Origin of the sequence: Pseudogracilibacillus auburnensis, assembly GCF_003201975.1 — a bacterium.
In the GTDB taxonomy this organism is placed as follows: Bacteria; Bacillota; Bacilli; order Bacillales; family Amphibacillaceae; genus Pseudogracilibacillus; species Pseudogracilibacillus auburnensis.
Genome location: NZ_QJJQ01000001.1, coordinates 1 through 15635, shown reverse-complemented (window position 1 = coordinate 15635; position 15635 = coordinate 1). Strand labels below are relative to the sequence as shown.

The 15635-nt window shown below is 35.3% G+C and carries 15 protein-coding genes; all 15 read right to left on the bottom strand.

Translation table 11 applies throughout. The features are described from left to right. Positions 1–248 precede the first annotated feature (248 nt). The 15 genes from DFR56_RS00065 to DFR56_RS23340 all read right to left on the bottom strand — a co-directional run bounded on the left by DFR56_RS00065 (position 249) and on the right by DFR56_RS23340 (position 15458). A complete protein-coding gene (locus DFR56_RS00065) occupies positions 249–959 on the bottom strand; it encodes a DUF624 domain-containing protein (RefSeq protein WP_110393392.1) in 711 nt (236 codons plus the stop codon). A 48-nt stretch (positions 960–1007) separates the two neighbouring features. Next, positions 1008–1853 (bottom strand): MurR/RpiR family transcriptional regulator, encoded by an 846-nt coding sequence (locus DFR56_RS00060; protein WP_110393391.1) that lies wholly within the window; start codon positions 1851–1853, stop codon positions 1008–1010. A 157-nt stretch (positions 1854–2010) separates the two neighbouring features. Next, positions 2011–2895 (bottom strand): ROK family protein, encoded by an 885-nt coding sequence (locus tag DFR56_RS00055; RefSeq protein ID WP_110393390.1) that lies wholly within the window; start codon positions 2893–2895, stop codon positions 2011–2013. Between the two features lie 41 nt (positions 2896–2936). Next, entirely contained in the window at positions 2937–3764 is an 828-nt protein-coding gene (locus DFR56_RS00050) for a carbohydrate ABC transporter permease (protein WP_110393389.1), read from the bottom strand. A 20-nt stretch (positions 3765–3784) separates the two neighbouring features. After that, the gene (locus DFR56_RS00045) at positions 3785–4666 is read right to left on the bottom strand and encodes a carbohydrate ABC transporter permease (RefSeq protein WP_158525433.1); all 882 of its coding nucleotides are present in this window, start codon (positions 4664–4666) and stop codon (positions 3785–3787) included. Positions 4667–4802: 136 nt separating this feature from the next. After that, positions 4803–6128 (bottom strand): extracellular solute-binding protein, encoded by a 1326-nt coding sequence (locus tag DFR56_RS00040; RefSeq protein WP_110393387.1) that lies wholly within the window; start codon positions 6126–6128, stop codon positions 4803–4805. 94 nt (positions 6129–6222) lie between these two features. Beyond that, positions 6223–7764, bottom strand: a complete 1542-nt coding sequence (locus DFR56_RS00035) for a DUF4127 family protein (RefSeq protein WP_110393386.1) — start codon at positions 7762–7764, stop codon at positions 6223–6225. Positions 7765–7791: 27 nt separating this feature from the next. Continuing rightward, positions 7792–8475 (bottom strand): N-acetylmannosamine-6-phosphate 2-epimerase, encoded by a 684-nt coding sequence (locus DFR56_RS00030; RefSeq protein ID WP_244916383.1) that lies wholly within the window; start codon positions 8473–8475, stop codon positions 7792–7794. A gap of 447 nt (positions 8476–8922) precedes the next feature. Further along, positions 8923–9573 carry an LPXTG cell wall anchor domain-containing protein gene (locus DFR56_RS00025; RefSeq protein ID WP_110393385.1) on the bottom strand — a complete coding sequence of 217 codons (651 nt, stop codon included), beginning with the start codon at positions 9571–9573 and terminating at the stop codon, positions 8923–8925. Positions 9574–9615: 42 nt separating this feature from the next. Continuing rightward, positions 9616–11076 (bottom strand): poly-beta-1,6-N-acetyl-D-glucosamine N-deacetylase PgaB, encoded by a 1461-nt coding sequence (locus DFR56_RS00020; RefSeq protein WP_244916382.1) that lies wholly within the window; start codon positions 11074–11076, stop codon positions 9616–9618. A 1347-nt stretch (positions 11077–12423) separates the two neighbouring features. Continuing rightward, positions 12424–12744, bottom strand: a complete 321-nt coding sequence (locus tag DFR56_RS00015) for an AtuA-related protein (RefSeq protein WP_110393384.1) — start codon at positions 12742–12744, stop codon at positions 12424–12426. A gap of 87 nt (positions 12745–12831) precedes the next feature. Further along, entirely contained in the window at positions 12832–13575 is a 744-nt protein-coding gene (locus DFR56_RS23635; protein ID WP_280523426.1) for an acyclic terpene utilization AtuA family protein, read from the bottom strand. Further along, entirely contained in the window at positions 13508–14140 is a 633-nt protein-coding gene (locus DFR56_RS23630; protein WP_280523425.1) for an acyclic terpene utilization AtuA family protein, read from the bottom strand. Before DFR56_RS23630 ends, DFR56_RS23635 begins: the two co-directional genes overlap by 68 nt. A 20-nt stretch (positions 14141–14160) precedes the next feature. Then, on the bottom strand, positions 14161–15273 hold the full coding sequence (locus DFR56_RS00005) for a CitMHS family transporter (protein ID WP_244916381.1): 1113 nt from the start codon (positions 15271–15273) through the stop codon (positions 14161–14163). Further along, the gene (locus tag DFR56_RS23340) at positions 15267–15458 is read right to left on the bottom strand and encodes a hypothetical protein (RefSeq protein WP_244916380.1); all 192 of its coding nucleotides are present in this window, start codon (positions 15456–15458) and stop codon (positions 15267–15269) included. Before DFR56_RS23340 ends, DFR56_RS00005 begins: the two co-directional genes overlap by 7 nt. Positions 15459–15635 lie beyond the last annotated feature (177 nt).

Below are 15635 nucleotides of genomic sequence, written 5' to 3'. Positions count from 1 at the left end.
CGTTTTAATCTATCCAAGTCGAAACAATCCGCGACCAACAGAGCCGTCCGCCAAAGCTTAGTACTCCAAATAAGCACAAAAATTGCGGGAATTCCTCGAACTTAACCTGGCTTTATATTTCAAAGTCTTTTCAACATAAAAACACTTATTACTGGGGGCTATCCACTAATAAGCGTTTTAAAATGAACGCATATTATATTAAGTAACGATGATTATTTTGAAAATCATCTATCCGCACACCATTCTATTTATTCCTCCTTCTTTGTAGGTACTATTTTCGTATAAGTTGAATAAAACAATGAAAAAGAAAATAAAGCAAATAATGAAGTAGAAAAAAACACAAAAAATAAAGTAAAAATCGTTTTAGACATTAATGCACTTACACTAACAACAAATATAGCACTTAATATAATAGATATAAATAACTTAACATTACCAAATGTAATTAATAATGTATGTATAAAAAGTTCTTTTAAACGATAAACATAATGTGATTCCACAATAAATAGATTATTTGTATAAACAAAGAACAATAAACTAATAAAAAAGATACAGATACCAATCACAACATAATGATATGTAAATGATAAATACATGTTAAACAAGAATGCTACCCAAAATGGTACAACAATAAGCCCTATTAACAAACTACGTTTATACCCTTTTATGTAAAATCTTAAATATCCTTTCATACTAGCCCTAGATTCCTTATGAATCAAACATTCTCTAATACTTGAATAAAGTGCAGTTGTAGCCGGAAAAAAAAATAAGACAGTTAATAAGGCGGGCATAACGACTACAAATGGATTAGTGGACATATATAACGTATATACAATGAAATATATAAGCGGTATATTCATAAGCAACCACATTAAATTAATAATACTTAAGTTCAATATCCATTCAAGAATTGAGTATATGAAACGAGCATACTTCTGTGTCCCCTGCACGATACACATCCTTTTCCAAAATCATTATTTAAACATGCAACATATCTTTTATCGAAATTAAATTAACCGATCTGTTACTGCTCGTGCAGTTTTCACACGATATTCTTGTGCCTTTTCTCCTTGTCTAATTGCCAAACCGGCATGTAAAATTTCAATCACTGCAATTTGTGATATTTTTGAAGAAAGTGCACTACCCTGTAATGGACTTTCTCGGGAAGACATAAGTAATTCAATGTCGGCTAGCTGTGTGATTGGAGAACGTGCATTTTGAGTAATACAAATAATCCTTGCCCCAGAATCTTTTGCCAACTTCATATTATTAACGGTATCTTTCGAACTTCCTGAAACCGAAATTCCAATTGCCACATCTTTTTCTGTCATCGTCACTGCAAGCATTGCCTGAAAATGTGGATCTGTTTGCCATACACAGTTCTTCCCGATTCGCACAAATGAATTCACCGCAAGTTGGGCGATAATTCCTGAAGAACCAACACCGAAACAATAAATGTTCTCGGCTTTATTAAGATATTCCACAGCCTTCTCATAAAGTTCCGGTTGCACAAGTTTTTGCGTCTCATTTAAAATACCATTGTATGATCGAATAATTTTCGATGACAGTACATCAAATGTATCATCATTTTCAACCTCTTCATTAGTAGACTCCTCAATCATTACCATATCCTGAGCTAAAGATAATTTAAAATCCTGAAATCCACGATAACCTAGTTTACGGCAAAATCGAATAACCGTTGTTTCACCTACTTTGACCTTTTCCGATACATCTGTAACCGAACTGTAAATCACCTCTTTTGCATGACTCAATACATACTCTGCAACCAACTGTTCAGACTTTGTCATAGATTGAATATGTGTACGAATTAGCAACAAGGTATCATTTTTCATTCGTTTCTACACCCCTTCCTTTTACTCCAAATGATATATCATCATTTTAAGCAAAAAGCATTATCTTAATATTGGAGTTTTACTTCATTATAACTATTAGCGATTATTTTTCCAACCGTTTTTTTGTTTTACACAACATTGAATTCCTATTTAATCTTTACTGTGAAAAAGCCATTGATGCGGCACCAATTATACCTGCATCATTCCCTAAAATTGCTTGTTTTAAGTCGATTGACTGATTTGTATGATTAGCAATTATTTCCCTTAATTTATCTATCCATAAATGAGAAGTAGTACCAAAACCACCACCAATAACAACCATTTCCGGGTCGAATAGATTTTGTAACGTAACGATTGTAGTACTTAAATCAAATAAATAAGTTTCCATAATTTGAATTGCCTTTTCATTTGATTGGGTATATTCATTCATTAAATCATAACTAGTCCATTCTGGTGCAACTTCCATGATGCGTCGATTTAATGCTGTTCCAGAAATGTACTGTTCAACACAACCATGTTGACCACAATTACACGTATGACCATTAGGATATAAAATCATATGACCAACTTCAGCAAAGCTTCCATTGACTCCTTGAATCGTATCTCCATGAAACAAATAAGCCCCACCGATTCCAGTTCCAATTGTCAGTAATAAAAATTCATCAACACCACGACCGACACCAAACCGTGCCTCACCTATTGCCGCAACATTTACATCATTGTTCACATATACAGGAAGCCCAACTTCCGCTTCCAATATTTTTTTTATTTGTACACCAGTCCAGCCCGGTAAATTACCTGTTGCATAAATAACTTTTCCCGACTCCACATCTATTCGCCCAGCAGAACCAATTCCAATTGCTTGCATTTCCGGGTATGTCGTACATAATTCTTTAACGATATGTTGAATAGAAGTAAGTATACCATCCCTCCCCAATTTAATTGAAGTCGGTCTTTTTAATCTCTTTACAATCTCACCATTTTGCTTGATGACACCTGACTTAATTTCAGTTCCACCGATATCGATACCTATCGAATACATATTATACCAATCCCTATTCCATTAAATTTATGATTAGTTATTTATTCTTTAACTGCCCCCCCAGTTAAACCACGAATAAATTGTTTTTGCATAAAAATAAAAAATATAATAACAGGTACTAATGTCATGACAGAAGCAGCCATAACAGATGCCCAATCAATATTACGTACAGATTTAAATAATGCTAAACCAACCGGCAAAGTTCTCATATTTTCACTATTTGTAACGAGTAATGGCCACAGTAAATTATTCCAAGAACTATTAAATGTAAAGATTGCCACCGTTGCTAATGCAGGCTTTTGAATTGGTATAACTATCTTCCGGAATGTATGAAAGGTAGAACTACCATCTATCTTAGCAGCCTCCAATATACTATCTGGTACAGAATACATAAATTGCCTCATTAAAAAGATTCCAAATGCAGTTGATATTTGCGGTAAAATTAACCCTGCATACGTATCCACCCAACCAAATGACACAACAATTCGATATAATGGTACCATAATAACGTGAAAAGGAATCATCAATGAAGATAAAAACAAGAAAAAGAAGAAATTTCTCCCTGGAAAATCAATTTTTGCAAACGCAAAACCAGCCATAGATGTAATAATAACCGTAATAACGGTAACTAACACTGTAACAATAATACTATTAATATAAAATTTTTCAAAAGCTACTAATTCAAACACTTTCAAATAATTCGAGAACTGAAATGTTTCCGGGATCAACTGTGGTGGCATTCGAAAAATCTCATTCGGCTTCTTTAAAGATGTAGAAACCATCCAAGCTAAAGGAGCAAAATTCAAAATTAACCCTAGACTTAAAGCCAGATAAATAAAACCATGTAAGATGTTTGATTTTTTCTTCATTTGTTTTTCTCCCTCCTCATTTAGTAATTATTTTTCTGGAAAATTTTCAATTGAATAATTGAAATAATTAATAAGATCATAAAGAATACGTACGACAATGCAGATGAATAACCTAAGTTAAGTTGTTTAAAGTTTGAGTATATCCAATATACAATTGTTTGTGTAGAATTCACAGGCCCCCCGCCAGTCATAACGTAAATTTGATCAAACACTTGGAAACCACCAATTGTACCATAAACAGCTAGGAAGGCGAACGTGTTTTTCAACCCTGGAATCGTTACGTGTCTCACTTGTTGGAAGAAATTTGCACCATCCATTTTCGCAGCTTCATATAAATGATTCGGAATTCCTTGCAATGCAGCTAAAAATATAATCATAGAAAAACCCATTCCTTGCCAAATACTAGTGACAACAACTGAGTACATCGCAATTTTCCTATCTGTCAACCAACCTACAGAATCCAGTCCAACGATACTTAAAATATAGTTTAGTAACCCTTTATCTTGATAAATTAATGTCCAAATAAGTGCTACAACAACCATCGGTGTAACTACCGGTAAAAAATAACTGACTCTAAAAAAAGCTTGAAACCTAGTAATTCGATCAATTAAAATCGCCAATATAAAAGCGATTGTAATACCACCAACTACACTCGTAATAGAAAATTTAATCGTATTTAAAAATGCTGTATTAAAAACACTATCGTTTGTGAAAATCTTCTTATAATTATCTAGTCCAATAAACTTTGCCGGTTGAATTCCATTCCATTCCGTAAAACTCATTCCAAATCCAAACAACATCGGAATAATGTTAAAAGTTAATAATAAAGCTAGTGGAAATAAGATAAACAGATAGCCAGCAATGCCTTTTCTGGCTCGCTTTAAAACTCCTTGCTTATTCATACTTTTCCCCTTTCCTATATAATCCAAGTTCCTAAAGGACATCATATAAAATCCTTTAGGAACTCATCAAAATAATCATATATAGTCGAAATATAGTTACTTTGATAATATCAAATGTTATTTAACAAAATAATAATTAATTATTCGCTAAAATTTCATTTACTTGTTCCGCCGCCTCATCTAATGCCTCTTGTGGTGTAGCATCTTGAATGATAGCCCTTTCAATTGCTAAATTCAAAATCTCAGCAATTTCTCCCCACTCAGCAACAATCGGGTTAGGCTTTCCACTATCAACAGCATCCTTAAATACTGTTAATGGCTTTTGATTACTAAAGTATGGATCTTCAACCGCAACCTCATCATGTTCTACAGCAGGTAAATATGCTGGCGCTGCACCCGAAGTATGATATAAAGCAACTTGGTTTTCTTCTCTTGATAAGAATTCTACAAACTTCCAAGCCTCTTCTTTATTTTCGGATGATTCAAAAATACTTAAATATGTTCCGCCAATATGTGTACCAAACTCTTTATTTCCAACTGGAGAAGCTACTCCCCATTTCCCTTCTAACTCTGGTGCACCTTCTTTTAATAGACCCATAACATATGGACCATCCATTATCATTGCAATTGATCCGTCTTGTAAACCTTGTACATAGTTTCCAGCGTCAGCTGACCAATATTCTGCAATTTCATATTTATTTACTAAATCTGCATAAAACTGAAGTGATTCAACTGCTTCTGGACTGTTAAATACCGCTTCTGTATTATCTTCATTTAAAATACTACCACCATTACCATATAAAAACGGTTCCCAACGTGGCCAATCCGCAGTTACTGCAAATGCATACTGATCAAACTTACCGTCTCCATCTGTATCCTTCGTTATTTTCTGTCCTACTTCGATAAATTCATCCCAGTTTGTTGGTGGCTTAAGACCTTCTTCTTCCAGTAAATCTGCTCGGTAGAATAATGCATATGCATCAAAGTCATAAGGAATTGCATATAATTTATCATCTATAGTAGCCGCTTCAAGCATACCTTCACTAAATACATCTTGGAGTTTTTCGCCATTCACTTCACCGTTTGATAACGGATTCACATCTGTATAAATTCCATAAGTCGTATATTGAGGCGCAAACATTGGACCTGTTGTTGCAACATCTGGCAACGTACCACCAGTTGCACCTGCAGCTAACTTTTCCCAATAGTTATCCCACGGTTGTGATTGGAAATCGACTTTAATATTTGGAAATTCTTCTTCGAAAGCTGGAATCAGTGGTTCAATAGGTGTTGTCGAACCATAGAAATCCCATACAGTAATTGTTACTTGTTCATCGCCTGATTTATCCTTATTTCCATCACTATTTGAATTATTTGTATTATTTGAACCGCACCCTACAATTACAATACTAACTAGAACCAATGTAAACATTAATAAAAACATTTTCTTTGCTTGCTTCATTATTAATTTTCCCTCCCCATATTATTTCGAAATTCAATTCACCCAACAGTAATTAATTTTGTTGTCTACCTCACCTCCCTAAAAAATATAAAGCTTAATGTAATCGTTTCTTTTCCACAGTAAAATCAACCTCAAACATTCGATCCCAAGGTAAGTCTACTGCAGAAATTTCGTAACTTAAAAAATCGGAAAGTAGAGTAGATGTTAGATTTTTTAATTCTCTTTCCACAATTTCAATCACTGATTCCTTCACATGGATTAATTTAAAGTATGACGCATTTATTGAAGGTAATGATCCAACCGTTACTTTCTCTCTTATTATTGACTGGAATAGCCAATCCTCAATTAGACGATATACATAAAATAGTTGACTAGCTGCGACATAATCAGATAAATTATTTTTTTCGTAATATGAGCAAATGATAACATGTGCAATTACCGTCCCTAATGTGTTACCTGAAGTATTCCAACCAGCATATGCAGTAATCTCCGGCAACAATCCTTGTTTATGTAGCGCTTTCAAGAGATAATGGTCACCACCATTAATAATTGCTACATCTGCCAACGCGATTGTTTTATTTTTCCTTAAATACCCTTTAATCGCCTGCATAAATTCACGATGATTTACTTCAGAGTAGTATGTATAATGTTTATTTTCTTGAGTATCATCAGCCATTTTCTTGCCACCGATTGCCGGTGAATTGACCATTAAAACACAGTCAGTACCAGTCGAACTATCTGCCATAAATGCATTTACTGAAGTTAATTGGGCTTTAATACTTTCATTTAATGTTCGATCTTCAAATTTAGGTGTAATAAATGGGCCATTTGTCGATGAATAACGCACATATACTTCTGGTACATAGTCTTTTACTTCGGTAAAAATCCTCGCAAACAAAGTACAACCAATCTCATCTGCACCTGGATAAATATACACTTGGTCCATCAAATTTAATTGTTCAACCTTTTCCACTAACCTCTTTTGCTCGTGTGATGTATACCCATAAGGCGCATTATCATCTAATGGAATAACCAAATGATCAATAACTTCATCTTCTACATAGTCAATTGATAATTCATTGATTTGATGATTTACTTCTCTACGAGTTAAAAAGTCTAGTAAAACCTCTTCCGGGATCATTTTCTCTATTTCCAGAAGTTCAACTTTTTCTTCTTTCTCTATAACACCCTTATCCATTCGATCTGTATATCTACCATATAAAAATATTTGTTCCCCATATGCATCGTAATAATCCGGTTCTTCTTCGCTACTACTATATGCAGGGGCTCTCATAATTAAATTGAACGCATATATCTTAATATTTGGGTTAATTGATTTCACTTCTTGTAATAATTCCATTCGTCGTTTACATTCTTCAACTGATAAATGGTGTAATCTAGAAGGTACAATTCCACCATAAACTAATAAATCAATAGAAATTAACAAATAATTGGCTGTACGGACTTCAGAAACAATCCATTCTCGTAACTTATCAAAATCCGCCGGTGTTTTCTTTTGGCCCAAAACTGTTACATTTGGTACTGCTAATTCGATATCTGTCATATCCGCTAACATTTGTGGATATTTATAATTACATGGTCTTTCATCTAAAGGAACATATACCACCTTTACCATTATGTATCCCCTTTCATTTACATCCTATTATTGAGTCATCTTACGAACAATATTTTCTGTAATAACTTCTGGTCGTGTAATCGCAGTCCCGATACATACAGCATGTGCTCCTAACTTTAATGCTTTAGCTGCTTGTTCACCAGTATTAATTCTTCCTTCCGCAATAATTGGCACATCGATAACATTAGCTAAATCCTTTATTAAATCCCAATCAGGTTCCATGATTCCTTTTGTGTCATTTGTGTAACCAGACAATGTAGTTCCAATTAAATCTGCCCCATTTTCTGCAGCAAATATTCCTTCCTCAAGCGTCGCAACATCTGCCATTACCAGTTTACCTAAATCATGTTTAATATATTTTATAAGATCACTTACATTACTTTGATCAGGGCGGTCCCGCATTGTGCAGTCTAATGCAATTATGTCCGCATCTGTTTTTTCTAAAACATCCAACTCCTTATATGTCGGAGTAATATAAACGTCATATCCAGAATAATATTCTTTCATAATGCCAATAATCGGCAAATCTGTTACTTTCCTAATGGATACAATGTCCTCAAAACCATTTGTACGAATCCCTCCAGCACCACCTTGTTCAGCCGCAATAGCCATTTTTGCCATTGTATCTCCTCCGAACAAAGGATCACCTTCATAAGCTTGACAGGAAACAATTAATTTATTTTTTAAACTTGCAATAATATCATTTTTCACAATGCTAACCACCTTTAAATAATGTTGCAGGAAATAACGAAATAAACATAACCTCCATTTTATATGTAATAACGAATATATCCTCCATTTATTAAAATAATACAACTTTTCCTTAATATTGTCAATATGATTATTAGAATAATACTAGGAGTCAAACTAAATGTATCCTTTATTTTTGTTCCTTCCATTACAGCTTTGGCATTAAATGATTATAGGACAAATATTAACTGAAATATATAAAGAGAATTCTTCTATTTCTTTACCGTTTAAATATTATTTTCATTCCCATCCTTAGCAAATGACTCTTGAAAAAAATGTGGAACAAACGCAGGTAATTATCATGAATATGAAATATTTTATATCTCAATTTCACCACCCTTATTTGTTCCAACCCATTAAATTAAAACCCTTTGATAAATTTATAAATAATAATTAACTATCACTTAATTAATTGATTTGCTTTCTTCGAGACATAAACATGAAAAAAACGGAACTTAGTACTGCTAATAAGCCGACAAACAACAAATTAAATGTATTTGTTGCCGTCTTAGGTAATTCATCTCCCTCTAACTCTTCATTGTTATCTTTCTCTTCTTGATCAATAATCACCTGTCCAGATCCATCGCCATCGGTTGACCCCTCATTATCATCTTCTTTTTCCGATGTTGAACCATCATCATCTTCTGGTGAACCTTCCTCTTTTTCATTATCTTCTTTTGATGATTCATCATCATCTTCTTGCACTATTTTCTGAAGAAAAGCATATACGGTATTACTTATACCATTTAATTTGACAAGAAATTCTTTTTTAACACTATCTGCAAGTACCCATTTTTGTGAAGATTCATCATAATAATACAAATGAATATACTCTTCGGCATTTTCATGTGATGGCATCGAAATCTCTAAGTTATGTTTGCCTTCGGCTTGATTAATACGAACGAAGATTCCTTTGCCAACCAATTCATAGTCAGATAATACTGCTAAATCTTCCTTTTCTAGTTGCTCAACAACAACTGTGCTATTCTCAGGTAAATCACTTGGCATTACGACAGTAACATCATGATCAGTAACGATAACCGTATCAGAAGCATTCACACTTACTTCCTCATTAAAATCTACATATTTTGTAGTAGGTACTTACTCACCTTCTACAGTAATCGAACTATTTTCAACAATTTCATTCGCTTCATAGCCGCCAAATAACCATAAATCAGGCGTATCCAAAATACCATTAAACACAACATCAAATGTCTCAACTGGAAGATTCATATTAGTTATTTTTAAAATACTTCCATCTACCTCATAATGAACATCCTCTAACAGAACTGTCTCACCATTAACAACGAAAGTAACCGCATCATCAGTTACACTGTTTGGATCAATACGCTTATTAAACGAAATATTCACTTCATGATCATCGATCCTTACCGCCTTCATCGGAGTTGGAATCGATTCATACATATGCCCACCAATGAAATACTCATATGCTGTCCACGTTTGGAACCCTTCTGCAAACGCAGTATCAGAAAAAGCATCCACCCATTCCTGATTTTTAATCATATTTTGAATCGATCCAATATCTGCTTGCACTCCAAGGGGCATATTCGGATGAACATTTTTCAATTGTTCAACAAATGGACGATAATGTTTAATATAATCAGTTGGTAAATCCGGTCTCATCCAATCTGGATAATGTGTTTGGAAAAAGTGAATATCCGGTTGAACTGCACCCACCATCTCAGCCGCATCCAAACCTTGCCTTTCTCTCAACGTTTCAAAAGAATCGTCCCCAGCATCAATCGCCAAGCTCCAAGTCGCAACTAAAATGTCGGGTCTTACATCTTTCACCCCGTTTTCACCATTAATTAATTCATCCAAAAAGCTATTTACCCCATCTACACGGAACTGGATCCATTTATCATACAACTCCTGATCATTTAGGTAATAATTACTTTTCGTTTCGTCCGTAAAATCTGGAATTTCACTTTCATTGTATTCCTCAAAAAATGCTTTTTGAGCGTTTGGACCAATATCTCCATAGTTTCCAGTATCAAACCCATTCCACTCCGGGAAATAAGGTTCAGCAATTTCAATACCATCAAAAGGATACTTTAACACTAAATCAGCCAAAACATCCTTTTTCCATTGACGGTAATTCTCGCTATGTGGAGATAACCTCGTATAACCATCATTTTGTGGTGTCACAAGTTCCATCTCCCACTCCGGCCACTCAGCAGGATATGCCGCGGTAGAATATGTACCATTCCCTAACACAAGTGCCCAAACCGCAATACCACGATTTCTGAACTCATCAATCAGCTCACCATCTACTTGATTCTCATTTACAACGAAATAATGAACAGACTCATAACCAGCTAACTCAATTTCATCAACAATACTCTTAACCGAACGATCTTTATAATATCCAAATAACGGATCAATCTGAATAGACTTACCATGTAATGCCACTTCACTCAAATCCTTTTCTTCATTTTTTGCATAAACTTTTGATGATTGCCAACTAAAACTTATACTCATAAACAATAACGGAATAGTTAATACCATTACAAAAAACTGATACATTCTTTTCGTATTCAATACAAATCCTCTCCTCATTGAATTATGTAAAATAACAATCAAACCAAAAAACAAATGGTACAAATAAGTGAGTTACAATAACCAATTCCCACTACCAAACGGCTCAATCAACATAACACCATTAAAAGCCCCCCTTCATTAATACCGCTTACATAGAAATCAAATTTAAAAGCGGATTGATCCCACTTTGGATAAATCCACCTTTTTATTATAAAGGGCGGATATAACAACCACTTATGCAACATATTATAAACAGTAAGAAATACAATTGTCAATACTTATTTAAATTTTCCAATAACTAAACGAACATTTCATAACATCATATTTTAAAAGTAATCCTCAGCTTAATACACATCTGCACGTATAGCGTCCGCACCACGCCACGATTTTATCCACTTTAGTCCCCACGTCCCGCCATTAACATAGCCGCCAACCCAAGCGCAGCACCTTAAAAACACAAAAAATCCGAGGTTTTCTCCCCGGATTATCATCTAATCTTACAAATATATTAACGTAAAAAGTTTATTTACTTACTTTTTTTGATTTCTTACCTATGAAGATATGATTTCTTCATCCGTTTTTTCATCTTCCACACTCATAGAATACATAAAGCCTATACTTGTATCCGATTGTAAGAGTCCATATAAGCTTCACCCTCAATATTTTCGTTTTATTATCATTATAAATATCACAAAACAAACTTGATGTGGAAAGATTAAGAATCACATTAGGCTCTCTTGAAAACTATTTTTATACATAAGTGGCTTTATATTCACGCTCAAGCTGTCCCCCCCTATATTGTGGGTTTTGGAAAACCTTCCTCCACCTAACTACACAACCTATCCCAAATTAGCAATCACGATGATTCGAATGACGTTGTTAGAGTCGTAAAGAGACTGGGACATAACTAAAACGATCAAATCTAAAGACGAACAATATACGACCTAAGTGGAGGGAATATACGTGGACCTGTGGGAAAAGCAACAGCCGAAAATCCATTTCAAAAGTTTTGAATAAAACGTTTGAAATTAGTTGAGGCGTTGCCCACGGAAAGCGAAGTGGATTCGGATGGAACACATGTACACAAACCTTGGGGACTTTTTCAGCAGCCTCAGGAAAGGCATCGGTGAGACCCTGCCCCGGCAAGGGGTATGCCGACGTTGGCCACAAAGGCCGGTTTTAGTTGGCCTTCCTTTAATTGCGCAGGAGGAGGCTCACCAGCCGCCCGCGGAAAGCGAAGTATATTTCCGGAATGGATTATGCAACAACCATTGTTCGGATTTCCTTTTGATAAAAACACTTTTGTCCCAGTCTCTTCACAGATACATACTTAGGTATGGTTCCTTTTCACTTTTCTACTTCCAATTCCAACAGCGCACTACTTAAGCACTTTCCGTGAGCATCTAACGCCAACGAGGTCGTCACTCCACCTAACAAACTATCATAGCAAACAAAATTAAAAGCTCTTATATTTGCCAATTCATATCGTACTACTTCTCCTTCTACAATATCTTTTAAATGTTCTTTAACAACTGCTGCTGTCACATTATGATATAAATAATCATAATCCTTTTCTTTAAAAGGGATTAAAGATAAATTTACAATATTTCCTTTATCCCCCGCTCTACTATGGGCGATCTCATACAATTTCACCGAATCACTCCTCATATTATCTAAACTATTCAGGACTGTTTAAAATACGCATAACAGCCAAAACAAAGTTAGTATGTTCAACATACTAATCATTATCATCTATCACGTCTCTAAAAACTCTACCTTTGATTTTACTTTATTTCTTGCAATTAAAGTTGAAATAATACCAATAGAATCCGTTACATGTTTTCTTGCTCCTCCACCTGCTGCAGGGCCATTCAAATAAAGAGATTCAACTTCATGTCCAATCCGCTCCGCATACATCTTTTGACGATGCCGTCCCGCGGCTCGTACTCTAACCTCATAAGGTTCTGATTCATTAAACTGTTTCCGATGAATCGATGATATACCAATTATATCAACTCGTAAATGATCGAAATGAGGAGAAAGTCGTTCATACAATATTTCTTTTGAAAGCTGTGCTCGTTCCAATGCACCAGTTCCTGCATACGAAATTTCACCTTCTCCTAAGTAACCAGCATGATAACCGACTGAAACCTTCAAGGAATGAGGTCTTTCCTTTCCACTCCCACCCTTAACTAAAATTTGATTTTCTTTGATTTCCTCTAATTGTACCGTCGTAAAATCAGCCACTACATCAGGTGTAATATACTCTCGGGGATTATGAACCTCATATAAAAGTTGCTCTTTTACTGTTCTAAGGTCAATCAAACCACCTGTATCCTGTACTTTGGTAATGATCCCTTCTCCTACTGGGGAAATGATAGCGTACGGAAAACCTAATTGCTTCAAGTTTGGTACTTTTTTAAGATTAGAATCAGCAAAATATCCACCACATACTTGACCAGCGCACTCTAATAAATGCCCTAACAGTCCCTTGCCCAAGTTTGTTGTAGTCAGACTGCGACCAGCCGTAATGGTAAACTTGAGGTGCCAAGAAAAGCGAAGGATCAGCTATTCTTCCAGTGATAATGATATTGGCACCAGAATCAAGAGCTGGTAATAATGCATCAATTCCTAAATACGTGTTCGCAGAAAGAATAGGTTTATAATTTATTAAGGGTTTATTAGTTTCCAAAGTTGCATCATGTTCATCAAGCTTATCCAATACATCGTCCCCTGACACTACCGCAATTTTGCAAGGAATACCAAGCTGTTTGGCGATTTCTAAAATTTTTTCCCCTCCTTTAAACGGATTAGCCGCTCCCATATTGGTAATAAGCCGTACCTTTTTTTGAATAAGCAAGGGTAAAACTTTTCGGATTCTTTGTTCTAATAATGGATCATATCCTAAATCTTTATCTTTTAATTTACTTTGCTGCGCTAGGGCAATCGTCCGATCTGCCAAACATTCAAAAACAATGTAATCCAATTCAGCATATTTCAATAGTATTTCAGCAGGCTCAAAACGATCCCCTGAGAACCCAGCACCTACCCCAATTTTTAACATCTTTTTTTCCTTCCTTTCTATTAAGATAGTAATCCCAACATCAATGCAACAATTGCCATGATTGTTGAGATTCCGAACGCAAGCGGAATCGCTTTTTTCTGAAGATCACCGAGTTCAACACCTGCTAGACCAATGAGTAAAAATGTCGCCCCTGTTAATGGGCTGACAGGAAACCCTACTGTCATTTGTCCAATAATCGCTGCTCGCCCCATCACAACAGAATCAATTCCAAATTCTCCTGCAGTAGCTGCTAATACTGGTAACACTCCAAAATAAAACGAGTCAGGATCAAAAACAAGGCTCAAAGGCATGGCTAAGAATGCTAAAAGAATTGGTAAGGCTTGACCTGCTGTACTTGGCACCGATGCCGATAAAGTATCTGCCATCGCCCCAATCATCCCTGATCCCGATAGAATTCCTGTAAATATACCTGCACAAAAAATGACGGAGGCAGTATAAATCGTCGCTTTTGCATGAGACTCAATACGTTCTTGCTGCATTTTCACATCACGATAATTTAGAATTAATGCTAAAGGGACACCAACTACAAACGGTATAGCTAGTGGAAGTATTTCCATGACTAAAGCAATAATGACTAAGATAGTTAACAATAGATTCACAATGATCATCTTTGGACGCTTTAGATTTTCTTTACTAGGATCATCCTTTTGATTGAATAAATTTTTAGGAAGCTCTTTTACTATCCCCAACTTTTTTCGTTCTTGCCTTCCAAGCCAAAAACTTGCTATCAATACACAGATCAAGCCAGTAATTTGTACAGGTAACATTGGCGAATATAAATCAACTACACTAACATCAAGCGCAGTTGCCGCTCGTATAGTTGGTCCACCCCAAGGTACCATATTCATCGTCCCAGCACTTAGCGCCGCTATAACCGCTAGAGTTAAAGGACTCATTTTAATTGCCTTATAAATCGGTAACATCGCCGCAACCGTAATTAAAAATGTACTAGAACCTGACCCATCTAAATGAGAAGCCATAGCAATGATTGCCGTTCCAATGGCTATTTTTATTGGATCCCCACCTGAAAAACGGAGCACTCCTTTGATTAAAGGATCAAACATCCCTGTATCAAACATAATTCCAAAGAAAAGAGTTGCAAAGGTTAACATAATTCCAGTTTGAGCATGTTGCCCAATCCACTCCCCATAAACTCCCCAAGTTCCTCAAAGTTAAAACCAGCAATAATGGCAAAAACAATAGGAACGATTACGAGTGCAAAATGAATCGACGTTTTTTTCGTCAAAACTAAATACAATAAAATGACAATAATTAAAAACCCATAAAGCGCTAACATATTTTCTTCCCCCTTTATATTTTTCATTCATATACTTTATTGCAACTTTCATGCCAATAAAAAAAGCCCATTTTGGTACCGCCCCCCGAAAGTTAGAGTAGAAAATCTAACTTTCGGGGGTGTTTTTATGGCCAAATATAGTGAAGAATTTAAACTAAAGCTTGTCACCGAGTATTT